Consider the following 23,495-nt stretch of genomic DNA (forward strand, 5'->3'; position numbering starts at 1 on the left):
GGTTTGTCTTCTCCAGGGGTTGTTGTCAGACACGCTCGATGACCATGGCAATGCCTTGCCCGACCCCGATGCACATGGTGCACAGGGCGTAGCGGCCGCCACGACGTTTGAGTTCATAGGCGGCGGTGGTCACCAGCCGGGCACCGCTCATGCCGAGCGGGTGGCCCATGGCGATGGCGCCGCCGTTGGGATTGACGTGGGCGGCATCGTCGGCCAGGCCGAGGTCGCGGAGGACGGCAAGGCCCTGGGCGGCGAAGGCCTCGTTGAGTTCGATGACGTCCATCTGGGCCAGGCTCAGGCCGGTCTTGGCCAGCACCTTGCGCACCGCAGGTGCCGGGCCGAAACCCATGATCCGCGGCAGCACGCCGGCGGTTGCCATGCCGACGACGCGGGCCAGTGGTTTCAAACCGTATTGCTCGGCGGCGGTGCCGGAAGCGAGGAGCAGGGCGCAGGCGCCGTCATTGACGCCCGAGGCGTTGCCAGCGGTGACCGAGAGTTCAGGGCCATTGACGCCCTTGAGCTTGGCCAGCATCTCGAGCGTGGTTTCCGGACGCGGGTGCTCGTCGGTGTCGACGACCTTGGGCTCGCCCTTCTTCTGCGGGATGATGACCGGTACCAGTTCGTCGGCAAAGCGGCCGGCGGCGTGGGCGGCGGCCCAGCGCTGCTGCGAGCGGACGGCAAAGGCATCCTGGTCGGCGCGGTTGATGGCGAAGTCGGCGGCGACGTTGTCGGCCGTCTGCGGCATGGAGTGGGTTTCGTAGAGCTTCTTCATCGCCGGGTTGATGAAGCGCCAGCCGATGGTGGTGTCGAAGATTGCCGCGTTGCGCGAGAAGGCCGATTCGGCCTTGCCCATGACGAACGGGGCGCGCGACATGCTCTCGACGCCGCCGGCGATCATCAGCTCGGTTTCGCCGGACTTGATCGAGCGCGCGGCGAGGCCGATGGCGTCCATGCCCGAACCGCACAGGCGGTTGACCGTGGTCCCCGGCACGTCGACCGGCAGGCCGGCCAACAGGCCCGACATGCGGGCGACGTTGCGGTTGTCCTCGCCGGCCTGGTTGGCGCAGCCGTAGATGATGTCCTCGACGGCCGACCAGTCGACCTGCGGATTGCGTTCCATCAGCGCCTTGAGCGGGATGGCGCCGAGATCGTCGGCACGGACGCCGGCCAGGGCGCCGCCGTAGCGGCCGATCGGGGTGCGGATGGCGTCGCAGATAAAAGCTTCAGTCATGGTCATTTCCTCAGTCCTGCTTCGGGCGCTCGTCGAGCACGCGCTTGGCCTTGCCGACCTGGGTGCGGGGAATGGCGTCGAACTCCATGACCGTGATCTTGGTCGAGACGCCGATGATGGTCTTGATGCGGTGCTGCAGTTCCTTGCCGATGGTCTGGATCTCGGCCGGCGACAGCTTGCCGGACAGTTCGCGCTGGACTTCGCAGCGCACTTCGAGGTTGTCCATGTGCCCTTCGCGGGTGACCACGACCTGGTAATTGCCGGCCAGGCGCTGGTCGCGCAGGATCTGCTCCTCGATCTGGGTCGGGAAGACGTTCACGCCGCGGATGATCAGCATGTCGTCGGAACGGCCGGTGATCTTGTCGATGCGGCGGAAGGAACGGGCCGTCGGCGCCAGCAGGCGGGTCAGGTCGCGGGTGCGGTAGCGGATGACCGGGAAGGCTTCCTTGGTCAGCGAGGTGAAGACCAGTTCGCCTTCCTCGCCGTCGGGCAGCACTTCGCCGGTTTCCGGGTCGATGATCTCGGGGTAGAAATGGTCTTCCCAGATCACCGGGCCGTCCTTGGTCTCGATGCATTCGCAGGCGACGCCCGGGCCCATGACTTCAGTCAGGCCGTAGATGTCGATGGCGTCGATGCCGAGCTTGCGCTCGATTTCGTGGCGCATGCCCTGGCCCCAAGGTTCGGCGCCGAAAATGCCGACCTTCAGCGAGATTTCCTCGGGCTTGATGCCCAGGCGCTCGAATTCCTCGGCAATCACCAAAGAGTAGGACGGCGTGACCATGATGATCTCGGGCTTGAAGTCCATGATCTGCTGGACCTGCTTCTCGGTCTGGCCGCCGGACATCGGCACGGCGCAACAGCCGGCGCGTTCGACGCCGTAGTGGGCGCCGAGGCCGCCGGTGAACATGCCGTAGCCGTAGGCGACATGGACCATGTCACCGGCCCGGCCGCCGGCAGCGCGGATCGAGCGGGCGACGACGGTCGCCCAGTTGTCGATGTCGTTCTTGGTGTAGCCGACGACCACCGACTTGCCGGTGGTGCCCGACGAGGCATGCAGGCGGGCGAGCTTGGTGCGCGGCACGGCGAACAGGCCGAAGGGGTAGTTGTCGCGCAGGTCGAGCTTGGTCATGAACGGGAACTTGCTGAGGTCGCTCAGTGTTTTCAGGTCGTCCGGGTGTACGCCTTTGGCCTCGCACTTCTGGCGATAGGGCGCGACGTTGTCGTAGGTGTGGCGCACAGACCACTTCAGGCGTTCGAGTTGCAGCGCGGAAATCTCGTCGCGGCTGGCGGTTTCGATGGGGTCGAGATCGCCGGGCATTGGTTTCTTGACGGTCATGGTTGTCTCCTCTATTGGCTAAGGCTTAGGCAGCCTGTTGATCGGCTTGCTGCAATCCGGCGATGACTTCGCCGTTGATCCGGTAACTCTTGCCCCGGAACAGGGCGATGGTCCGTGCGCCGGCGCGCACAGTGATGTCGTAGACGCCGGTACGGCCCGAGGCGGAGCGTTCGACCGCTTCGGCTTCGAGCATCTCGCCTTCCTTGGCCGGGGCCAGGAAGTCGATGTGGCAGGCCGAAGCGACGGTGTTCTTGTTGTAGCTGTTGCAGGCGTAGGCGAAGGCAGTGTCGGCCAGGCTGAAGATCATGCCGCCGTGGCAGATGTGGTGGCCGTTGACCATGTCGGGACGGACCGCCATGGTGAGCAGCGCGGTGCCCGGGGCGACGCGGACGATCTTGATGCCCAGCGCCTGGGCGGCGCGGTCGCGCGCCCACATGGCTTCGGCGGTGGCTTCGGCCATGGCTTGCGCCTCGGCCGGGGTGAGTTTGTGTTCAGTCATGAATCTTCTTTCCGGCAAAAAACTGGCGCTGGATCAGCGGCGAAATCCGGTAGCGGTCTTCGCCGTAGCTGGCGCCGAGGTTGGCGAGTACGGTGCGGATGGTGGGCAGGCCGACCTGGTCGGCCCAGGCCAGCGGTCCCTGCGGGTAATTGACGCCGAGGCGCATCGCCGAATCGGCTGCCGTGGCCGAGCAGACGCCCTGGTTGACGGCATCGGCGGCCTCGTTGGCGAGCATGGCGACGGTGCGCATGACGGCCAGGCCGGGAATGTCGGCCAGGCGGCAGACGGTGAAGCCGGCGGCTTGCAGCAGGCCGATGGCGGCCTGGGCGGCTTCCGGCTCGCACTGTTCGGCGACGGCGACGGCCAGCCAGCCCGCCGTCGTGTAGTCGCGCGCCAGATCGATCAGCACCAGGTTGGCGACGCCGGTCTCAAAGGCCCGTTGCGTGGCGCTGCGGCCGTCGGTGACGGCGAGCACGGCGCGGCCGATCTCGGCGATCCGGCCATCATTGGCGGGCGCCCGGCTGAATGACAGGCTGCAGGTTTCCAGGCGCTCGGCCAGGGCTTCGGCAGCGCCTGACTCGCCATACACGGTGATCTTGCCGACCGGGGCTTGCGCTGCTTCGATGCGCGGTGTCGGGCGGACGGCGCCCTCGCGGTAATCGTAGAAGCCGCGCCCGCTCTTCTTGCCGTAGAAGCCGGCATCGACCAGTTCCTGCTGGATCAGCGAAGGCAGAAAGCGCTGGTCGTTATAGAAAGCGCGCCAGACCGAGTTGGTGACGGCGAAATTGACGTCGTGGCCGATCATGTCCATGAGTTCGAACGGCCCCATGCGAAAACCGCCAGCCTCGCGCATGACCGCATCGATGGTGGCGTAGTCGGCGGCACCTTCCTGGGCCAGGCGCAGGGCCTCGGCGTAGTAGGGGCGGGCGACGCGATTGACGATGAAGCCGGGCGTCGACTTGGCATGGACCGGGGTCTTGCCCCAGGCGGCAGCGGTCGCGAACAGGGTGTCGGCAATGGCCTGGTCGGTGGCCAGGCCGGAGACGATCTCGACCAGCGCCATCAAGGGGGCGGGGTTGAAGAAATGCAGACCGGCCAGGCGTTCCGGGCGTTTCAGCGCGGCGCCGATGGCGGTCACCGAAATCGACGAGGTGTTGGTGCCGAAGATGCAGTCGGGGCCGACGATGGCTTCGAGGTCGGCGTAGAGCTTCTGCTTGGCTTCTAGGTTCTCGACGATGGCTTCGGTGATCAGGCCGGCGTCGGCCAGATCGGCCAGTTGCTCGACCGGGATCAGCCGGGCGCCGGCAGCCTGGGCGGCTTCGGCGCTGATCTTGCCCTTCTCGGCGAGTTTGGCGAACTGGGCGCGAATGCCTTCGACCGCCTTTTCGGCAGCGCCCGGGCGGTTGTCGAGCAGCTTGACCGGATGGCCGGCGGCTGCCGCGACCTGGGCGATACCGGCGCCCATGGCGCCGGTACCGACCACCGCGATGACGGTTTGTTGGGGTAGGGGTGGGTGACTCACGCTTTCACTCTCCGGTGAAATTCGGGGCGCGCTTTTCCATGAAAGCCTTGACGCCCTCGGCGTAGTCCGGGCTCCAGCCCAGTTCGCGCATCATGCCGCCTTCGAAGGACAGTTGCTGCTCCAGCGTGTGACCGGGGGCGGCGTGCATGGCCTGGCGGGTACGGACCAGGGCCTTGGTCGGGGCGGTGGACAGTTGCTTGGCCAGGGCGTCGATGCGGGCGGCGAATTCGCCATCCTCGACGCATTCCCAGATCAGGCCCCAGGCGGCGGCCTTTTCGGCGGGCAGCTTCTCGGCGAGCAGGGCGAGGCCCATGGCGCGGGCCATGCCGACGCGTTGCGGCAGGAACCAGGTGCCGCCGGTATCCGGAATCAGGCCGATCTTGGAGAAGGCCTGGAGGAAGGAGGCGGACTGGGTGGCGATCACCAGGTCGCAGGCCAGCGCCACCGAGGCACCGGCACCGGCGGCGATGCCGTTGACGGCGGCAATGGTCGGCACGCGCAGGTTCTGCAGGCGCAGCACCAGTTGCTTGTAGTTCTTTTCGACGACATTGCCGATGTCCGGCATCTTGCCGTCGATCATCTGCATGTCCGGGTCGGCCAGGTCCTGGCCGGCGCAGAAGGCGCGGCCGGCACCGGTCAACACCAGAACGCGGATGGCTTTGTCGTTCTGGACATGGTCGAGCGCGGCGCGCAGTTCGGCATGCATGGCGCCGGTGAAGCTGTTCAGCTTGTCCGGGCGGTTCAGGGTCAGGCGGGCGATGCCGTCGGTGACTTCAAATTTGATGTTTTCGAAATTCATGCTTGATCCTCAGACGTGGTAGCGGCGCTGGACGACCCGGAAGCGGTTGGCGACGAAGGCGGAGTCGGCATAGGAGGCGTTGGCCGAGGGGTTGCCGCCGGTGCCGTGGTAGTCGGAGTAGGCCGCCGACTGGTTCACGAAGACGCCGCCGGTCAGGTTGATCGACAGCGCGACCTTGGAACGCCAGGTGGCGGCGGTCATCGCCTCGATGACTTCGGGCCTGGTCGAATAGACGCCAGCGGTCAGCGCGCCGTGGGTGCTGATGATGCGTTCCGACAAGGCGATGGCGGCGGCGGTGTCGGCGACCTTGACGATGAAGCTGATCGGGCCGAAGCGCTCTTCCATGTACTTGGCTTCGTCGCCCGCGTCGCAGGCGAGCAGCACCGGGGTGCGTACTTCGGCTTTCGGGAAGTCCGGGTTTTCCAGTCTGCTCGGGGCGAGGATGACCGTGCCCAGCTTGCCGGAGCCGGCTTCCTCGATGCGCTTCAGCGTATCGGCCGACTGGATGGCGCCGAGCACGGCATGGGCGACTTCCGGCTTGCTCAGGAAGCCGGTGACGGCCTGGGCGAGATCGGCGCAGACCTCGTCGTAGGACTTGTGGCCGTCTTCGGTATCGATGCCGCCGGCCGGGACCAGGATCGCCTGCGAGGTGGTGCACATCTGGCCGGAGTACAGGGACAGTGTGAAGGCCAGGTTGCCGAGCATCTTCTTGTAGCTGTCGGTCGAGTCGATGACGATGTTGTTGACGCCGGCCAGCTCGGCATAGACCTGGGCCTGGCGGCAGTTGTCGATCAGCCACTGGCCGAAGACGTTGCCGCCGGTGAAGTCGACCGACTTGACGGCCTTGTGGGTGACCAGCTTCTGGGTCGTTTCGCGTTTATCGGTGACGCACAGCGTGACCAGGTTGGGATCGATGCCGTTCTCGGCGAGCACGGCGCGGATCGTGCGGACGGTGATCGCGGCGGGCAGGATGGCGTTGCTGTGCGGCTTGACGATCACGGCATTGCCGGTAGCCAGCGCGGCGAACAGGCCGGGGTAGGTGTTCCAGGTCGGGAAGGTACCGCAGCCGACGACGACGCCGACGCCACGGCCGACGATCTGGAAGTGTTTCTTCATGACCAGCGGCGGGTTCTTGCCCTGCGGCTTTTCCCAGGTCGCTTCGCCGGGCACGAACTTCTGCTCGCGGTAGGCGTAGGCCACGGCTTCGAGGCCGCGGTCCTGGGCGTGCGGGGCGCCGGCCTGGAAGGCCATCATCCAGCCCTGGCCGGTGGTCATCATCACCGAATGGGCGAGCTCGAAGCTCTGCTGGTTCAGGCGGGTCAGGATTTCCAGACAGATGCCGGTGCGGCCATCGGCGCCGGCGGCCTGCCAGGCAACCATGGCCTTTTCGCCGGCGGCGATCAGGGCTTCGATGTCGCAAACTGGGTACTGGACATTGAGAACGACGCCGTAGGGCGACTGCTCGCCGCCGGTCCAGCCGGTTTCGCCCGGCTGGTTCAGCGCGAAGTGCTGGCCGAGATGGCTTTCGTAGGCTTTCTTGCCGTCATCCGGCGCCGTTTCGCCATAGACCTTGGGGCTCGGCATTTCATTGAAGGCTGACCAGTAGCCGCGGGTGTGGATGGCGTTCAGGGCGCCATCGAGCGTGGCGCGGTGCTTTTCGAGCAGTGGGTGGGACATGGGCTTCCTCCGGGATGGGGTGTTTTCGTCGGGCAGCGGCTTGTGCCAGCCGCGTTCTGATTGATACGTTACAAAGCAATGCCAATGTTGTCAAATAAATGTATCACGTTGCGAGGTGTGCTGAGTAGATTATAAATAACAGAATAGGTTCCGAGGCCAATGAAAAAATATCATTAAAACAACAAATGTTTCCTGATTTATAAGGGAAATTTAGCAAATATTTTTGTCGTTCTGCTGCTTTGTTAGCAACTATTTTTACTAAAGCGATACAAAAAACGTTGACACAGTGTGCGATGTTGTAACATGATTCAACCACGGCAGCCCAAAACGGGTTGGCCAGCACCCTCTGACGATCTGAACAAGGAGTGAGACATGGCAAGTAATAAAGAGCGTTTTGCAGACAAGATGGAATTTCCACCGGAAACCCCGCAGCCGAACATCTACCCGCTGTCCTGGAATTCCAAGACCAAGAAGTTGCAGGAAGTCTGGGAAGCCTCCCTGCGCGAAAACTGGGATCCGGAAAAGCTGCCCTGGGATACGCTGGATGTAGACAGCTACACTTGGGAAGAGCGCGAATCGATCGCCTACTGGTGGAGCCTGCTCTCCGTGTTCGACGCCTCGGCGCCGCCGGTGTTCGCCGAAGCGCTGATCAAGACCTACGAAGTGCATGAGGAAGATCCGGTCCGCAAGTGCTTCTTCTCGGTGACCCGCGACGAACAGAACCACGAAATCATGTGTGGCCTGGCCATCACCAAGCTGCTCGGCCATCCCGATCCGATCACCTACGAGCCGAAGACCGATCTCGGCCGTCGCCTGCAAAAGAACGTCAAGTGGCTGTACTTCAATGGCGGCCGCTACTGGACCGGTTACAAGCAGGCCGTGCCCAAGTACGACCTGGCCGTTCTGTTCAGCTCCTTCCTGATGGGCGAAATCGCTGCCGCCACCATCTTCAAGCAGATGTACGAAAATTCCCGCGAAGCCGTCTTCAAGGAAGGCTTCAAGAACATCGGCCGCGACGAAGGTCGTCACATGGCGATCTGCATGGCGGTCATGGAGCGCGATTACCCGGGTCTCGACGACGCCACCAAGGGCATTGTCACCAAGCAGATCCGCGCCGGCTACCTGTTCCTGTCGGCCGTGCTGTTCGAGCCGCCGATGGAATTCTGGGACCTGCCGTCCGACTTCATCGCCAACCAGCGTGAAGGCGAGGAAGTGGCCCGCGGCGCCGGTTTCGGCATCCCGAGCTACGAAGCCAAGCTGGAAAACTGGAAGAACGCGATGATCAACCTGAAGGGCGTTCTCGACCGCTACAACATCCCGTTCCCGGCGATTCCGGAAGTCGGCATCACCGGCCAGGAAGTCAGCGAAATCGACATGGAAGACATCATTCCGGTCTTCTAATATGTAGAAAACTTGCTGCAGGCCGGCGCCCCCGACGGGTGCCGGCTTTTCCGCGACAGAGAAACGCAACAACAGAGGGAAAAGAAAATGGCTCGCATCGTGATGCAACCTTCGGGCAAGGCGGTCGATTGCGCCTACGGCGATACGGTTTTGACGGCACTTGAAAAGGCCGGCTACGCCCTGCCCAACAACTGCCGGGCCGGCGCCTGCGGCGAATGCAAGGTCAAGGTCACGTCCGGCCAGTTCGACCAGGGCATGGTGCTCGACATGGCGCTCTCGCAGGAGGAGCGCAAGCAGGGCTACGGCCTGATGTGCATGGCCAAGCCGATTTCCGAGGAACTGGTCATCGAATGGGGCACCCTCGATGCCAAGCCCAAGCTTTTCCCGCCCCGCGAAGACGCGCTGTTCGTCGTCGTCGACAAAAAGGCGGTCGCCGCCCGCGTCGTCGAGCTGCGCCTGCGCCCGGTCGGCCAGCCGATCCGCTACTGGCCCGGCCAGTACGTCACGGTCGGCAACCCGCGCGCCGACATCCCGGCCCGCGCCTATTCGATTTCCAATGCCCCGCGCCCGGACGGCGAACTGGTGCTCCAGGTCGCCCGCGCCGACGACGGCAAGACCAGCAACTGGATTCACGACACGCTGGCCACCGGCGACAACGTCAAGATTTCCGGTGCCTACGGCACCTTCATCGGCGACCCCTCGGTCGATACCCCCGTGCTCTGCCTGGCGGCCGGCACCGGCCTCGCGCCCATCCTCGCCCTGGCCGAGGCGGCCCTGCGCCGCGGCTTCAAGAAACCGGTGACCATGGTCTTCTCGGCCCGTACCAAGGAAGATGTCTACAGCCAGGGCATGATGGCCTGGTGGCGGACCAAGCACCGCACCTTCGACTACAAGATCACCCTGACCCGCGAACAGGCCGAAGGCTATCTGGCTGGCCGGGTCGATGTCGTGCTGCCGCAGCTGTTCAAGGATCTGTCGAAGCACACCATCTTCGCCGCCGGCAGCCCGGAATTCGTCGATGCCTGTGTCGCGGTCGTCAAGCAACTGGGCGCCAAGGATGAACTGATCCATACCGAGGGCTTCTTCGCCCAGCAGCAACCGGTCACCGCCGACGCCGACCACCTGCTGCCGGCTTGATGCCGCCCAATTCGCGCTGTTCAGGGAGGGAGGGAATCGCTACCATGCGCAGATTCTCCGCTCTGCCTGACACCGTGATCCCATCCATCAAGGCCCGCCTCGACGATTTTCGGCAGCAACGCCGCGTCCAGGCGGGTTCGCTCATCATTTCCGTCTTCGGCGACGCCATCCTGCCGCGCGGCGGCCGGATCTGGCTGGGCAGCCTGATCCACCTGCTCGAACCCTTGGAACTTAACGAGCGCCTGGTTCGCACCTCGGTCTTCCGGCTCGCCAAGGAAGAGTGGCTGCGCACCGAAACCGTCGGCCGCCGCGCCGACTACGTGCTGACCAACTCCGGCCGTCGCCGTTTCGAAGAGGCCTCGCGCCATATCTACGCCGCCCACGCACCGCTCTGGGACCGCCGCTGGCGCCTGATCCTGGCGGTCGGCGAATTCGATCCCAAAGACCGCGAACGGCTGCGCCGTGCCCTGTTCTGGCAGGGCTTCGGCGTGCTCGGCGCCGATTGTTTCGTGCATCCCTCGGCCGACCTGACGGCGGCTTTCGATGCCCTGGTCGCCGAAGGTCTGGCCGACCATCTCGATCGCCTGATGCCGCTGCTCGCCGCCGATTCGCGGGCCGGCCTGTCGGCCAACGACGCCGACCTCGTGCGCCGGGCCTGGAATCTCGAGGAACTGGCCAAGGCCTACGCCGCCTTCGTCGCCACCTACCTGCCGATCCTTGCTGAACTGCGCAGCGACCGCCAGCTTGAAGTCGGCGCCGAAGACGCCTTCCTGCTGCGCACCCTGCTCATTCATGACTACCGCCGCCTGCTGCTGCGCGACCCGGAATTGCCCGATGTCCTGCTGCCGGTGGACTGGCCGGGCCAGAAGGCGCGCCTGCTCTGCATGGAACTCTACCGCCGGCTGCTCGCCGCCTCCGAGCGCCATCTCGACCAGGTCCTGACCCTCGCCGACGGCAGCAATCCGGCGCCCGATGCGGCCTACGCCGAACGCTTTCCGGCCAACGATCCGCTGCTCAGCGTCGCCCTCTAAGCATCCTGCCATCTGCCTCCGGGCCCGCCCGGCCGGCGCTTCGCGCGATTGACCGATCACCCTGAACGATGACAGGGGGAACCGGTCCAATTTGCGAAGGAGGCAACCCGATGCTCAAGGAAGCCACGAAACTCGACGAACTCGTCAGCCGCGAATACCGCCACGGGTTCCATACCGATCTCGAAACCGACACCGTTCCGGTCGGGCTGAGCGAAGCCGTGATCCGCCTGATCTCGGCCAAGAAAGACGAGCCGGAGTTCATGCTCGAGTGGCGGTTGCAGGCCTATCGCCACTGGCTGACGATGACCGAACCCGGCTGGTCGACGATCCACCATCCGCCCATCGACTACCAGGCGATTAGCTACTATTCGGCACCCAAATCACGCGGGGACGGACCGCAGAGCCTGGCCGAGGTCGATCCCGAACTGCTCCGCACCTACGAAAAACTCGGCGTGCCGCTGCAGGAACGCGAAATCCTGGCCGGCGTCGCGGTCGATGCGGTGTTCGACAGCGTTTCGGTGGCCACGACGTTCAAGGCCAAGCTCGGCGAGCTGGGCATCATCTTCTGCTCCTTCTCCGAGGCGGTGCGCGAGCATCCGGACCTGGTCCGCCAGTACCTGGGCTCGGTCGTGCCCTACACCGACAACTATTTCGCCAGCCTCAATTCGGCGGTGTTTTCCGACGGTTCGTTCTGCTACATCCCGCCCGGCGTGCGTTGCCCGATGGAGTTGTCCACCTATTTCCGGATCAACGCCATCAATACCGGGCAGTTCGAACGCACGTTGATCATCGCCGACCGCGATGCCTACGTCAGCTATCTCGAAGGCTGCACGGCGCCGATGCGCGACGAGAACCAGTTGCACGCCGCAGTCGTCGAGCTGATCGCCCTCGACAACGCCCAGATCCGCTACGCCACGGTGCAGAACTGGTACCCCGGCAACAAGGAAGGCAAGGGCGGCATCTACAACTTCGTCACCAAGCGCGGCGAATGCCGCGGCGACAACTCGCGGATTTCCTGGACCCAGGTCGAAACCGGCTCGGCGATCACCTGGAAATACCCGAGCGTGATCCTCAAGGGCGACAACTCGCACGGCGAATTCCATTCGGTGGCACTGACCAACAATTACCAGCAGGCCGATACCGGCACCAAGATGGTTCACCTCGGTAGGAATACCCGCAGCAACATCGTCTCCAAGGGCATTTCGGCCGGCCACGGCCACAACGCCTATCGCGGCCTGGTCAAGGTTGCCAAGAGCGCGGTCGGCGCCCGCAATTACAGCCAGTGCGACTCGCTGCTGCTCGGCGACAAGTGCGCCGCCCACACCTTTCCCTACATCGAGGTCAAGCATCCGTCGGCCCGCGTCGAGCACGAGGCGACCACCTCGCGGATCGGTGAAGACCAGCTGTTCTATTGCCAGAGCCGCGGCCTGTCCGCCGAGGATGCGGTATCGATGATCGTCAACGGCTTCTGCAAGGAAGTTTTCCAGGAACTGCCGATGGAGTTCGCCGTCGAAGCGCAAAAGCTGCTCGGGGTCAGTCTCGAAGGCAGCATCGGCTAAGGAGCACGACCATGCTCGAGATCCACAATCTGCACGTCAGTGTCGACGGCCAGCCCATCCTCAAGGGGCTCGACCTCAGCGTCAAGGCCGGCGAGGTTCACGCCATCATGGGCCCCAATGGCTCGGGCAAGAGCACGCTGGCCCATGTCCTGGCTGGCCGTGAAGGATATGTCGTGACCGGCGGCGAAGTGCTCTACCAGGGCGCCAATCTGCTCGAACTGACGGCCGAGGCGCGGGCCGGGCAGGGCATCTTTCTCGCCTTCCAGTATCCGGTGGAGATTCCGGGCGTCGCCAATGTCTATTTCCTGAAGGCCGCCCTCAATGCCCTGCGCCGCCACCGCGGCCTGCCCGAACTCGACGCCATCGATTTCCTGGCCCTGATCCGCGCCAAGCTGAAGCTCATGGACATGGACGAGAGCCTGCTCTACCGACCAGTCAATGAAGGCTTCTCGGGCGGCGAGAAGAAGCGCAACGAGATCCTGCAGATGGCGCTGCTCGAACCGAGCCTCGCCCTGCTCGACGAAAGCGATTCCGGCCTCGATATCGACGCCCTGAAAGTTGTCGCCGCCGGCATCAACGGGCTGCGCAGTCCGCAGCGGGCGATCGTCCTGGTCACCCATTACCAGCGCCTGCTCGACCATGTCGTGCCGGATCGCGTCCATGTCCTGGCCGACGGTCGCATTGCCCGCTCCGGCGGCCGGGAGCTGGCCATCGAACTGGAGCGTACCGGCTATGGCACGCCGGCCGAGGCCGTGTCATGAACGCCCGCCTGGTCGGTAGCGCCGACGATTACCAGGGCGCCTTCCGGCGCATCTGCCGCGACCTGCCGGGGCAGCACCTCGACTGGCTGCGCGAGGCCCGTGCCGAGGCGATCGGGCGCTTTGCCCAGCAAGGCTTTCCGACCCTGCGCGACGAGGACTGGAAATACACCAACGTGGTGGCCATCGAAAACGGTCGCTTCAACGTGTTGCCGTCGCCCGGCGGCGTGTCTCTGGCCGCGCTGGTCGATGCCCACGCTTTGCAGCACAGCCATCTGCTGGTTTTCGTCAATGGCCGGCTCGCTCCCGACCTGTGCCGCCCGGGCCGCCTGCCAGCCGGTGTCGTGCTCGGCAGCCTGGCGTACCACCTGGCGCAGGAGGCGGAGGATCTGGAGAAACATCTGGTCCTCTTCCATCCGGCCTCGCCCTTTGCCGACCTCAATCTCGCCTTCATGGCCGATGGCGCCTATCTGCACCTGCCGCCGGGCGTCACCGTCAAGGCGCCGATCCACTTGCTGTTCATCGCCAGCGAAGCGGCGCTGGCGATCCAGCCGCGCAACCTGATCGTCGCCGGGGAGGGTAGTTCGGCCGCCATCGTCGAGCACCATGTCGGGCTCGACGAGAGCAGTTACTTCACCAATGCGGTGAGCGACATCGTGCTCGGGGCGGGCGCCAGCATCGAACACCACAAGCTCCAGCAGGAGAGCCCGAGAGCTTTTCACATTGCGACGGTCAATGTGGCGCAGGCTGCCGACAGTCGCTTCGTTTCCGGCTCCTTCGCGTTCGGCGGGCGGCTCGCCCGTACCGGCATCACGGTCGGGCTGCAGGCTGCAGGGGCATCGTGCACGCTCGATGGCCTCTACCTTACCGACGGTCGCCAGCACATCGATCACCACACTCGCATCGATCACCGGCAAGCCCGCTGCACCAGCCGCCAGCTCTACAAGGGCGTCGTGAACGGTGCTTCGCGGGCCGTCTTCAGCGGCCGGGTGGTGGTTCATCCCGATGCCCAGGGCAGCGACGCCGTGCAGACCAACCACAACCTGCTGCTTTCGGAAAACGCCGAAATCGACACCAAACCGCAACTCGAAATCTGGGCCGACGACGTCAAGTGCAACCATGGCGCCACGGTCGGCCAGCTCGACGAAGCGCAGGTCTTCTACCTGCGTTCGCGCGGCATCGGCGAGGCCTCGGCCCGCGCCATGCTGACCCGGGCCTTCGCCATGGAAATCATCGAGCGGGTCCACGTGCACGCGTTGCAGGGGCGGCTCGACGAAGCGCTGCAGGTCAAACTGCCGCGCCAGTAAGGGAGGGACGATGCTGGGCAAGCTGATCGATTCGAAAGCCGGGGCTCCCGCCCTCGACGTCATTCGTCGGCGTCAGGACTTCCCCATCCTGCACCGCGAGGTCCACGGCCATCCGCTGGTCTATCTCGACAATGCCGCGACCAGCCAGAAGCCGTGGTCGGTGATCGAGGCCGAACGCCACTATTACGCCCACTACAACGCCAATATCCACCGCGGCGTGCACCACCTGAGCCAGGAGGCGACCGAGGCCTACGAGGCGGCGCGCGAGCGGGTGCGCGACTTCATCCAGGCGCCGGCCCGCGAGGAAATCGTCTTCACGCGCGGCGCCACCGAGGCGATCAACCTGGTGGCGAGCAGCTACGGCCAGCGCCTGCAGGCCGGCGACGAAATCCTGATCAGCGCAATGGAACACCACTCCAACATCGTGCCCTGGCAACTGCTCTGCCAGCGCAGCGGCGCCGTGCTGCGGGTGGCGCCGATCGACGACGCCGGACAGTTGATCGTCGACCAGTTCGCCGACCAGCTTGGCCCGCGCACCAAGCTGGTCGCGCTGACCCAGATGTCGAATGCCCTGGGCAGCATCAACCCGGTCAAGGCCATGATCGCCATGGCGCATCGGGCCGGCGCCGTGGTGCTGATCGACGGGGCGCAGGCGGTGGCCCACATGATGGTCGACGTGACCGACCTCGACTGCGATTTCTATGTCTTTTCCGGCCACAAGCTCTACGGCCCGACCGGCACCGGCGTGCTCTACGCCCGGCGCACCCTGCTCGAAGGCATGCCGCCTTACCAGGGGGGCGGCGACATGATCCGCGAAGTGCGTTTCGCCGGCTCGACCTGGAACGATCTGCCCTACAAGTTCGAGGCCGGTACCCCCAACATTGCTGGCGGCATCGGCCTCGGCGCCGCCATCGACTATGTGCGCAGCGTCGGTCTGGAAGCCATTGCCGCCCATGAAGCCGAGCTGCTCGCCTATGCCACGGCGCAGGCCCGCGAATTCCCCGGCCTGACGCTGATCGGCACCGCTGCCGACAAGGGCGCCATCCTCTCTTTCACGCTGGCCGGGATCCATCCCCACGACATCGGCACCATCCTCGATACCCAGGGCGTCGCGGTGCGCACCGGCCACCATTGCGCAATGCCGGTCATGGAGCGTTACGGCGTGCCGGCCACGGTGCGCGCGTCTTTTGCGCTGTACAACACGCGGCACGAGGTCGATACCCTGTTCCGTGGCCTGGCCAAGGTCCAGGAGGTGTTCGCATGAGCGGCGGCCTGCGCGATCTGTACCAGGAAGTGATCGTCGACCACGGCCGCCGGCCGCGCAATTTCGGCCCCTTGCCCGAGGCCAGCCACCAGGCTGAAGGCTTCAACCCGCTGTGCGGCGACCGCCTGACCCTGCGCCTGAAAGTAGTCGATGGCACGATCGCCGAGGCCCGCTTCGAAGGCGTCGGCTGCGCCATCTCGACGGCCTCCGCCTCGCTGATGACGGAAGCCCTGAAAGGCTTGGCGGTCGGCGACGCCGAAGCCTTATTCGCCGCTTTTCACGCCATGCTGACTGAAGACGGGCGCCTGCCCGCAGGCGGCCTGGGTAAGCTGGAGGTGCTGGCCGGAGTCCGCGAATTCCCGACCCGGATCAAGTGCGCGACGCTCGCCTGGCACACCCTGCAGGCCGCGCTGCATGCCGAACAGCGGCCGGTGTCCACGGAGTAGACGCCATGGGATTCCGTCAATGGCTGTCCAAAGCCGAACGCGCCGAAGCCGACCGCCTGCCGCCGAAAAGCGAGCCGAAGAGCGAGCTGGAAAGCGACATCATCTTCGTGCTGCGCACCATCTTCGACCCGGAAATTCCGGTCAATATCTACGACCTGGGGCTGATCTACGAACTCAAGGCCAACCCGGCGAACGGCCATGTCCATATCCGGATGACCCTGACTGCGCCGGGTTGCCCGGTCGCCCAGACCTTTCCCGAAACGGTGGCCGACGCGGTGCGCGAAGTGCCCGGGGTCGAGGAGGTCGAGCTGGAACTGGTCTGGGAGCCACCGTGGTCGAAAACGATGATGAGCGAGGCGGCCCGCCTGGAACTGGGCTTGCTGTAAAAAAGGGGAGTGGGATGAGCGAATGGACCGATGTCGATGCCGCGGCGGAATTTGTCCCCGGCACTTGTCGCTGCGTCGAGGTGGATGGCGTGGTGATCGCCGTTTTCAATGTCGATGGCCGCTACTACGCGATCGAGGATCTGTGCAGCCACGAGTCATCGACGCTGTCCAACGGCACGCTGAGCGGGCTGGAAATCACCTGTCCGCGCCATGCCGCGCGCTTTTCGCTGGTTACCGGCGCCGCCCTGTCGCCACCGGCCTACGAGCCGGTGCCGGTCTTTCCGGTGCGGGTCGAAGCTGGCCGGGTCGAGGTCAGGGATTCCCGTTTCGATTGATCCGCAGTCTGCCGCATCGGCGGCGGGGCGGTGCCCCAAGCGGCCGCGACGATCAGGCGTCGTCCATCCCCAGCCGGCGCATTTCCCAGCCGGCGAGCCAGCCGGCCAGTTCGTCGGCCGGCATCGGGCGGGCGATGAAATAGCCTTGCGCCATGTCGCAGCCGCAGGTGCGCAGGAATTCCCAGTCCTCCCGGTCTTCGACGCCTTCGGCCACGGTTTTCATGCCGAGTTGGCGGGCAACGTGGTGGCTGGCGTCGAAGATGGCGCGCAGGGTGTCGTTGTCGCTGGCGCCATGGACGAAACTGCGGTCGATCTTGAATTCGTCGAAGGGAATGTCGCGCAGTTGGGCCAGTGACGAGTGGCCGGTGCCGAAATCGTCGATCGACAGGCTGATGCGCTTGAGGCGCAGGCGGGTCAGGATGTCGAGCGAGGCCAGCGGGTCGTTCATCAGACGTGATTCGGTGACTTCCAGGATGAGGTCGGAGGGCGCGATACCGGCCTGGCGGATTTCGGCCAGCACCAGGTCGTAAAAATCGACATGGGCCAGATTGTCCATCGAGATATTGACCGCCATGCGCCAGGGCAGTCCGGCATCGCGCCAGGCCCGGACCTGGGTCACGGCGGCGGCGAGGACGGCGTGCGTCAGCTCGTCGATCAGCCCGTGCTCTTCGGCGACACCGATGAATTGGTCGGGGAAGACCATGCCGTGCTCGGGATGCCGCCAGCGTACCAGGCACTCGGCGCCGGCTACCGCCCCGGTCGCCAGTTCGACCTTGGGCTGGTAGTAATTGACCAGTTCGCCACCGGCAATCGCCCGGCGCAACTCGTCGGCACCAAAGCTCCGGGGGGCGGTGGCCTTGGGGGCGCGCGCCGTTCGGACAAGGTTCTTGTCCAGTATTTTCTTCAGACTTTCGGGCGCCACCGGCTTGTGCAGGATGCCGAGCACGTTCAGATGGTGGGCCCGGGCCAGGTTTTCCGCCGTCCTCAGGATGCGTTCGTCTTCGCCGCTGACCAGGACGAGATGGCCAAGGTAGGCGATGCGCGCCAGGTGGCGCACGAACTCGACGCCATCGAGTTCCGGCATCTGCAAATCGCAGAACACCAGATCGCAGGCAGCGACGTCCTTTTCCAGCGCGGCCAGGGCGTCATGGGCCCGGATGCAGCAGGTCACCTCGCTGAACCCGAGGTTGGCCAGCTGTAGCGTCAACAGGTTGAGCTGGAATAGTTCATCATCGACCAACAGGATTTTCATGATTTTCCTCCGAAGCGACGCTCAGGTCGCTTCGATCAAATCGGCAACGCAGGTATCGACTGCCGCCAGCGCAGCCATGAAATTTTCGCTGCCGGCGGTGATGGCAGCCTGGTCTCCGGCCCGACAGGCGTTTTCCAGCTCGGCGCAGAGATCGCCCAGTTCGAGGGCGCCGACCGAGCGCGACGATGCTTTCAGGCGGTGCGCAATGCCCCCGATTCCGCGCGCATCGTTCGTTGCCAGGGCAGGCAGAAGCTCTTCACAGGCGGAACGGATCGAGGTCAGGTAGATGCCGAGCAGCCGACGCAGGTTGGCCTTGTCATCGCCGACCAGCGCCGTCAGCACCGAGACATCGACCAGTCGTTTGCCGGCTGCCGGTTTGGCGACCGCTGGTGCGGGCAACTCCGGCCTGGCGGCCATCCCGGGCAGCCATTTATCCAGTGCGTTCTCGAGTTGGCCCAGTTGCACCGGTTTGGTCATGTACTCGTCCATGCCCGCGGCCCGGGCCCGGTTGGCCTCGCCGCGCAAGGCATTGGCGGTCAGGGCGAGAATCGGCATGCGCCGGGCGCCGGCCTCTTCGCGGCGGATGGTAGCGGCCAGGGTGTAACCGTCCATTTCCGGCATGTGCAGATCGGTCAGCAGCAGGGCGTAATTTCCCTCGCGCCACAAGCGCAGCGCCTCGCTGCCGGTGCCGGCGATTTCCGCCGCATAGCCGAGCAGGGCGAGCTGGCGCAGGATGACTTTCTGGTTGATCTCGTCGTCCTCGGCGACCAGGATTAGCCGCCCAGCAGCGCGGGCTTCGGCAATGCTCGGTGCCACGACCTCTTCGTCACGGAAGTCGTCGATGTCGTCCTGAACGACCTCCGGCGAAGCCTGGCCGGCGGCGATCGCCACGGCGCGCAGCAGGGACTGCCGGCGCATCCCGTCGCCATCCAGGCTGACGGCGTCCGGCGCCTCGAGGCGGGCCCGCCGCCCCTGGCCACGGGTCAGGATCAGGTAACGGACGCCGGGCTGGGTCGCAAAAGCCAGCCGTAACGCATCGAGCGGAGACCCATCATGCCCGGCGTCGTAGATGATCACCGGACTGTCCAGGGCGGCGGCGTGACAGGCAGCCTGTTCGAGGTCGCCGGCCACGACCACCTGTGCCCCGGCATGCGTTAGATGGGCGCTCAAATCTTGCGGGGCGAGATCATGGCCGGCGATGACCACACAGTGCACGCCATCGAGCCTGAGCAGGGAGCGTAACGGTTGCTGGTCGGCCAGCGCGAAAGGCAGCGTGACGGTGAAGGTGGAGCCACTGCCCGGCGTGCTGCTGACGACGATTTCGCCCTGCATCAGCGTCACCAGGCGCTGGCAGATGGCCAAGCCCAGACCGGTGCCGCCAAAGCGCCGGGTGGTCGATACCTCGGCCTGGGTAAAGGGCGTGAACAGGTGTTCGATGGCTTCCGGTGCGATGCCGATGCCGTTGTCGGAAATGCTGAACCGGAGTCGCAAGGGCGCCGTCGCGGCGACTTCGGCGCGGATCGCCACGCGGCCGCGGTAACCCGGCCGGCCGGCCGAAAACTTGATGGCATTGCCGATCAGGTTGTAGAGAATCTGGCGCAGCCGCACGTCGTCGGCCAATACGCGCTCGGGAATGTCCGGCGAAATGAACAGCAGCAGGTCCACGCCCCGGCGGAGGGCGACGGTGATCAGCGAATTGGCCAGACCTTCGACCAGGTTGGCGATGGAAACCGGTGCCTGCTCGACTTCGAGGCGGCCGGCCTCGATCTTGGAGAAGTCGAGGATGTCGTCGATCAGGCCGAGCAAGGTGGCGGCCGACTCGCTGATCGTCTGCAGCAGATCGGCCTGGTGCTCGGAGAGGCGGCTGTGGGTGAGCAACTCGACTATGCCGACGACGCCGTTCATCGGGGTCCGGATCTCATGGCTCATGGTTGCCAGGAAGGCCGATTTGGCACCATTGGCCTGCTCGGCATCGGCCCGCGCCCGGGTCAGTTCGGCGATGAAGCGCTTGCGTTCGCTGATGTCGCGCAGGGTGCCGATGAAGTAGTGTTCGCCGCGCACGGTGTATTCACTGACCGACAGTTCGAGTGGCACCGGCCGCCCGTCCTTGTGGCGGCCGACAACTTCGCGCGGCGTGCCAATCACGTGCGCCTCGCCGGTGCGCAGGTAGCGTTCCAGATAGCCAACATGCTGGCTGTTATGGGGCTCGGGCATCAGCAGGGATACATTGCGGCCGACCGCCTCGTCCACCGCGTAGCCCATGATCCGTTCGAGTGCCGGATTGGCGTTGCGCAAGATGCCCTGGCGGTCGATCGTGATGACGCAGTCGCTGAGGTTCTCGACAATGGCGCGGATTTCCTCTTCCTTGTTGTGCAGCGCTTCCAGTGCCGCGACGTGATCCCGCTCCCGGGCTTTGAGTTGCTCGTGCAGGCGCTCGAGGTCGATATTTTTCCGGTATTCGGCGCCATGCAGTTCGGCCAGCCTTGCATAGAGCACGCCGTTCTTGAGCAGCAACTTGACCAGCACGAAAGTCGCGGCCAGCAGCCCGAAAATTCGGCCGGCGTAGAAGCCGAGATCGAACCGCCCCTGATTGAGCACGGCGGACAGGGCGATATCGAACAGCCAGGCGCACATCACCACCATCAGCCAGAGGTCGAGCAGCGAATGCGGCCGCTTCCGCCACAGGACGAGCAGGGCAAGCAGGCTGAGCAGCCAGACTCCCGAAACGACGACAATCATGGCCGGCGTATAGCGATTGCCCTGCATGATCGGGGGCAGCAGGTCATGTCCTGCGGTCGCCAGGGCGGTCAGCCCGAGCACCAGGGCAGCAACCACGGCAAGGCTGGAGATGATCGCCGGAGCGGCAGCCAGAGGCCCCGGCATGGTCCGCTGCGGCGCATCCTTGTACCAGGCATAGGCGATTACGAACAGCGGAAAGCCGCCATGCCAGGCCATGTACAGCCAGGCGGTGCTCTGGGCGCCGGCGCCGAGCAGGCCGCCCGGAGCAAATAGCCCGGGGAAGCTCAGGGCGTGGGCGACGGTCATCAAGGCCGTGAACAGGTAGCCCGCCGCCAGGACCAGCAAGGCTTTCGAACGCAGCATGGCGAACTGGCCGAAGAGCAGGACCGCAGTGACCAGATCGTTGATGATCAGCACCGCTTCGTAAATCGGAATGAAGGCCCAGACCGGCGTCAGCGGCAGCTTGGCGAACGGGGCGATGACAACGAAACTGGCGACGGAAAGCAGAACGACGAACAGGGCCAGCTGCCGCTGCCCGCGGTCGGCCGCCAGTGTCGGCAGGAAAACCGAATCATCAGGCATCAATTCGTGAACCAATTTGCCCCCAATCTGCAGTATTGGCCGAACCTCGCCGGCGATGCTTGTCGGACAGGTGGGGTTTAGGGAAGTTGCCGGAAGATTCTAACAACATATGACGAGAGCCGGGGTAATCAAGTGCAATGGCATAACTTAGGGCGTGTTGTTATACCGGATGACTAGCCCGCGGCGCGGGCCAGCCGAACTTGCAGCTGGCGGAACCGGTCCAACCGGGTGTAAGTAATGAGGGCTGCGCGATGTCATGCGTTCTGCTGCTTCCATCCGAGGTACGTTCCGAACTGGTCGCCCAGGCCGATGTCGGCTATCCCGACGAGACCTGCGGCCTGCTGCTCGGTCTCAATGAGGCCGCAGGGTGCCGTGTCGTGCTCCAGCACACGGCGCGCAACGTCAATGTGGAGCGGGCCGGCGACCGTTTCGAACTCGACCCCCGCGACTACCTGGCGGCCGAGCAGGCGGCGGCGGCCATGGGCATCATGGTGGTTGGGGTCTGGCACAGCCACCCCGATCACCCGGCCAGGCCCAGCGAAACCGACCGGGCGCTGGCCTGGCCGGGCTGGTCGTACCTGATCATGTCGGTGACGCCTGGCGGTGTGGTCGATCTGCGCTCCTGGCGGCTCGCCGGGCACGATTTTTACGAAGAGGAGGTTCGCCATGGTTGAACATCTCAGCGACTTGGTCACCATCCGCATTCCCACCCCGTTGCGCGGCTATACCGACGGTGCCGACCAGGTTGCGGTGGAAGGGGCAACCGTCGGCGATGCCCTGGTCGCCCTCGGCGAAGCCCACCCTGGCATCCTCGAACGGGTCATGGCGGCAGATGGCAGCCTGCGCCAGTTCGTGAACATTTACGTCGGCCCCGACGACATCCGGGCTCTGAACGGGTTATTGACGCCGGTCACCCCTGGTGCCGTGCTCGCTATCGTTCCCGCGGTGGCCGGCGGGGCGGGTGGCAAGGAGCGCAGGCTGGCCGAATTGCGGGCCCGCATTCCCGAAGTGACGCCGGCCGAGGCCCTGGAGCTCCTGGCCAATGGGGCCGTCCTGATCGATGTCCGCGAGCCGGACGAGGTCGCCCAGGGCAGTCCGCCGGGTGCCCTGCGCATCAACCGTGGTTTCCTCGAACTGCGCGTCGAGTCGGCGCTGCCCGACTACGACCAGCCGCTGATCACCCTGTGCGGCGGCGGCGTGCGTTCGCTGTTCGCCGCCGAGGCCCTGCTCGATCTCGGCTACCGCCAGGTCGTCTCGGTGGTCGGCGGCTATGCCCGCTGGAAGGCAGAGGGGCTGCCCGGCGAGCTGCCGCAGACGCTGAGCCGCGACGACCGGGAGCGCTACAGTCGGCATCTGGCCATGCCCGAGGTCGGCGAAGCAGGGCAGACCAGATTGCTCGAGAGCAAGGTGCTGCTGGTCGGCGCCGGCGGTCTCGGCTGCCCGGTTGCGCTCTACCTGGCGGCAGCCGGCGTCGGCACCCTCGGCATCATCGACGACGACCGCGTCGAACACAGCAACCTGCAGCGCCAGGTGCTCCACACCCATGGCCGGATCGGGCAGCTCAAGGTCGATTCGGCGCGCGCCAGCCTGCTCGCGCTTAACCCGGGAATCCGCATCGAGACCTACGCGGAGCGCCTGACCAGCGCCAATGTCGAGCATATTTTCGCCGACTACGATCTGGTGGTGGATGGCTCCGACAATTTCCCGACCCGCTATCTGGTCAACGATGCCTGCGTCAAGCTGGAGATCCCCAATATCCACGGCTCGGTGTACCGCTTCGAGGGGCAGGTCACGGTCTTCTGGCCGGGCTATGCCGAGCGCCGCGGTCCCTGCTACCGCTGCCTCTACCCCGAACCGCCTCCGCCCGAACTCGCCCCATCCTGCGCCGAAGCCGGCGTGCTCGGCGTCCTGCCTGGTATCGTTGGGCTGCTCGAAGCGATCGAAGCCCTCAAGATCCTGCTCGGCCTGGGCGACCCTCTGGTCGGCCGCCTGTTGTGCTACGACGCCCTGCCCGGCCGCTTCACCGAATACGCCCTGCACCCCGACCCGCTCTGCCGCTACTGCGGCGACTACGGGGCCTTTCCCGGCTATGTCGATTACGCGGCGTTTTGTCAGGCGGCAGCATGAGCAGGAAGCAGGGGCCCCGCGCGAGCGGGGATGCGCCCGTCCGCGAATGCTGCCCACCGCCGACCGACAGCGGCCACGAGCCTTATGAGCGCCAAGGAGGCGGTGCG

General features: G+C 65.2%; 20 protein-coding genes. 12 read left to right on the top strand and 8 right to left on the bottom strand.

Annotated features, from left to right (window positions below; translation table 11 throughout):
• Positions 1-25 precede the first annotated feature (25 nt).
• The 6 genes from pcaF to paaN form a co-directional block, all read right to left on the bottom strand.
• Positions 26-1,231 carry a 3-oxoadipyl-CoA thiolase gene (gene pcaF, locus NQE15_RS00930; RefSeq protein WP_265945735.1) on the bottom strand — a complete coding sequence of 402 codons (1,206 nt, stop codon included), beginning with the start codon at positions 1,229-1,231 and terminating at the stop codon, positions 26-28.
• Between the two features lie 10 nt (positions 1,232-1,241).
• On the bottom strand, positions 1,242-2,567 hold the full coding sequence (gene paaK, locus NQE15_RS00935; protein WP_265945737.1) for a phenylacetate--CoA ligase PaaK: 1,326 nt from the start codon (positions 2,565-2,567) through the stop codon (positions 1,242-1,244).
• 25 nt (positions 2,568-2,592) lie between these two features.
• Entirely contained in the window at positions 2,593-3,066 is a 474-nt protein-coding gene (gene paaI, locus NQE15_RS00940) for a hydroxyphenylacetyl-CoA thioesterase PaaI (protein WP_265945739.1), read from the bottom strand.
• Positions 3,059-4,531, bottom strand: a complete 1,473-nt coding sequence (gene paaH / locus NQE15_RS00945) for a 3-hydroxyacyl-CoA dehydrogenase PaaH (protein ID WP_416336522.1) — start codon at positions 4,529-4,531, stop codon at positions 3,059-3,061. Before paaH ends, paaI begins: the two co-directional genes overlap by 8 nt.
• Before the next feature lie 61 nt (positions 4,532-4,592).
• Entirely contained in the window at positions 4,593-5,387 is a 795-nt protein-coding gene (gene paaG / locus NQE15_RS00950) for a 2-(1,2-epoxy-1,2-dihydrophenyl)acetyl-CoA isomerase PaaG (RefSeq protein WP_265945744.1), read from the bottom strand.
• A 9-nt stretch (positions 5,388-5,396) separates the two neighbouring features.
• On the bottom strand, positions 5,397-7,064 hold the full coding sequence (gene paaN / locus NQE15_RS00955) for a phenylacetic acid degradation protein PaaN (protein ID WP_265945746.1): 1,668 nt from the start codon (positions 7,062-7,064) through the stop codon (positions 5,397-5,399).
• Between the two features lie 372 nt (positions 7,065-7,436).
• On the opposite strand from paaN, the gene NQE15_RS00960 reads away from it, so the two are divergent.
• From NQE15_RS00960 to NQE15_RS01005, 10 genes are all read left to right on the top strand, one after another.
• Entirely contained in the window at positions 7,437-8,465 is a 1,029-nt protein-coding gene (locus NQE15_RS00960; protein WP_265945748.1) for a hypothetical protein, read from the top strand.
• A gap of 87 nt (positions 8,466-8,552) precedes the next feature.
• A complete protein-coding gene (locus tag NQE15_RS00965; RefSeq protein ID WP_265945750.1) occupies positions 8,553-9,602 on the top strand; it encodes a 2Fe-2S iron-sulfur cluster-binding protein in 1,050 nt (349 codons plus the stop codon).
• A gap of 44 nt (positions 9,603-9,646) precedes the next feature.
• On the top strand, positions 9,647-10,633 hold the full coding sequence (paaX, locus tag NQE15_RS00970; RefSeq protein ID WP_265945752.1) for a phenylacetic acid degradation operon negative regulatory protein PaaX: 987 nt from the start codon (positions 9,647-9,649) through the stop codon (positions 10,631-10,633).
• Between the two features lie 110 nt (positions 10,634-10,743).
• A complete protein-coding gene (gene sufB / locus NQE15_RS00975; RefSeq protein ID WP_265945754.1) occupies positions 10,744-12,192 on the top strand; it encodes a Fe-S cluster assembly protein SufB in 1,449 nt (482 codons plus the stop codon).
• 11 nt (positions 12,193-12,203) lie between these two features.
• The gene (sufC, locus tag NQE15_RS00980; protein ID WP_265945756.1) at positions 12,204-12,953 is read left to right on the top strand and encodes a Fe-S cluster assembly ATPase SufC; all 750 of its coding nucleotides are present in this window, start codon (positions 12,204-12,206) and stop codon (positions 12,951-12,953) included.
• Positions 12,950-14,257: a Fe-S cluster assembly protein SufD gene (gene sufD, locus NQE15_RS00985; RefSeq protein WP_265945758.1), complete on the top strand. Its 1,308-nt coding sequence runs from the start codon at positions 12,950-12,952 to the stop codon at positions 14,255-14,257. Before sufC ends, sufD begins: the two co-directional genes overlap by 4 nt.
• Before the next feature lie 10 nt (positions 14,258-14,267).
• Positions 14,268-15,521: a cysteine desulfurase gene (locus NQE15_RS00990; RefSeq protein WP_265945760.1), complete on the top strand. Its 1,254-nt coding sequence runs from the start codon at positions 14,268-14,270 to the stop codon at positions 15,519-15,521.
• Entirely contained in the window at positions 15,518-15,967 is a 450-nt protein-coding gene (gene sufU, locus NQE15_RS00995; protein WP_265945762.1) for a Fe-S cluster assembly sulfur transfer protein SufU, read from the top strand. Before NQE15_RS00990 ends, sufU begins: the two co-directional genes overlap by 4 nt.
• A 5-nt stretch (positions 15,968-15,972) precedes the next feature.
• On the top strand, positions 15,973-16,353 hold the full coding sequence (locus NQE15_RS01000) for an SUF system Fe-S cluster assembly protein (protein WP_265945764.1): 381 nt from the start codon (positions 15,973-15,975) through the stop codon (positions 16,351-16,353).
• A 14-nt stretch (positions 16,354-16,367) separates the two neighbouring features.
• Entirely contained in the window at positions 16,368-16,688 is a 321-nt protein-coding gene (locus NQE15_RS01005; protein WP_265945767.1) for a non-heme iron oxygenase ferredoxin subunit, read from the top strand.
• Positions 16,689-16,740: 52 nt separating this feature from the next.
• Here the strand turns inward: NQE15_RS01005 and NQE15_RS01010 are convergent, their stop codons facing one another.
• Both NQE15_RS01010 and NQE15_RS01015 read right to left on the bottom strand, forming a co-directional pair.
• On the bottom strand, positions 16,741-17,940 hold the full coding sequence (locus NQE15_RS01010; protein WP_265945769.1) for an EAL domain-containing protein: 1,200 nt from the start codon (positions 17,938-17,940) through the stop codon (positions 16,741-16,743).
• Between the two features lie 21 nt (positions 17,941-17,961).
• Positions 17,962-21,261, bottom strand: coding sequence for an ATP-binding protein (locus tag NQE15_RS01015; RefSeq protein WP_265945771.1), 3,300 nt, complete (start codon positions 21,259-21,261; stop codon positions 17,962-17,964).
• A gap of 251 nt (positions 21,262-21,512) precedes the next feature.
• Here NQE15_RS01015 and NQE15_RS01020 point away from each other — a divergent pair, with 251 nt between their 5' ends.
• Together NQE15_RS01020 and moeB are read left to right on the top strand one after the other, a co-directional pair.
• On the top strand, positions 21,513-21,935 hold the full coding sequence (locus tag NQE15_RS01020; RefSeq protein ID WP_265945773.1) for a M67 family metallopeptidase: 423 nt from the start codon (positions 21,513-21,515) through the stop codon (positions 21,933-21,935).
• Complete coding sequence (gene moeB, locus NQE15_RS01025; protein WP_265945775.1) at positions 21,928-23,388, top strand: molybdopterin-synthase adenylyltransferase MoeB; 1,461 nt, start codon at positions 21,928-21,930, stop codon at positions 23,386-23,388. Before NQE15_RS01020 ends, moeB begins: the two co-directional genes overlap by 8 nt.
• Positions 23,389-23,495 lie beyond the last annotated feature (107 nt).

The organism is Dechloromonas sp. A34, from assembly GCF_026261605.1.
In the GTDB taxonomy this organism is placed as follows: Bacteria; Pseudomonadota; Gammaproteobacteria; order Burkholderiales; family Rhodocyclaceae; genus Azonexus.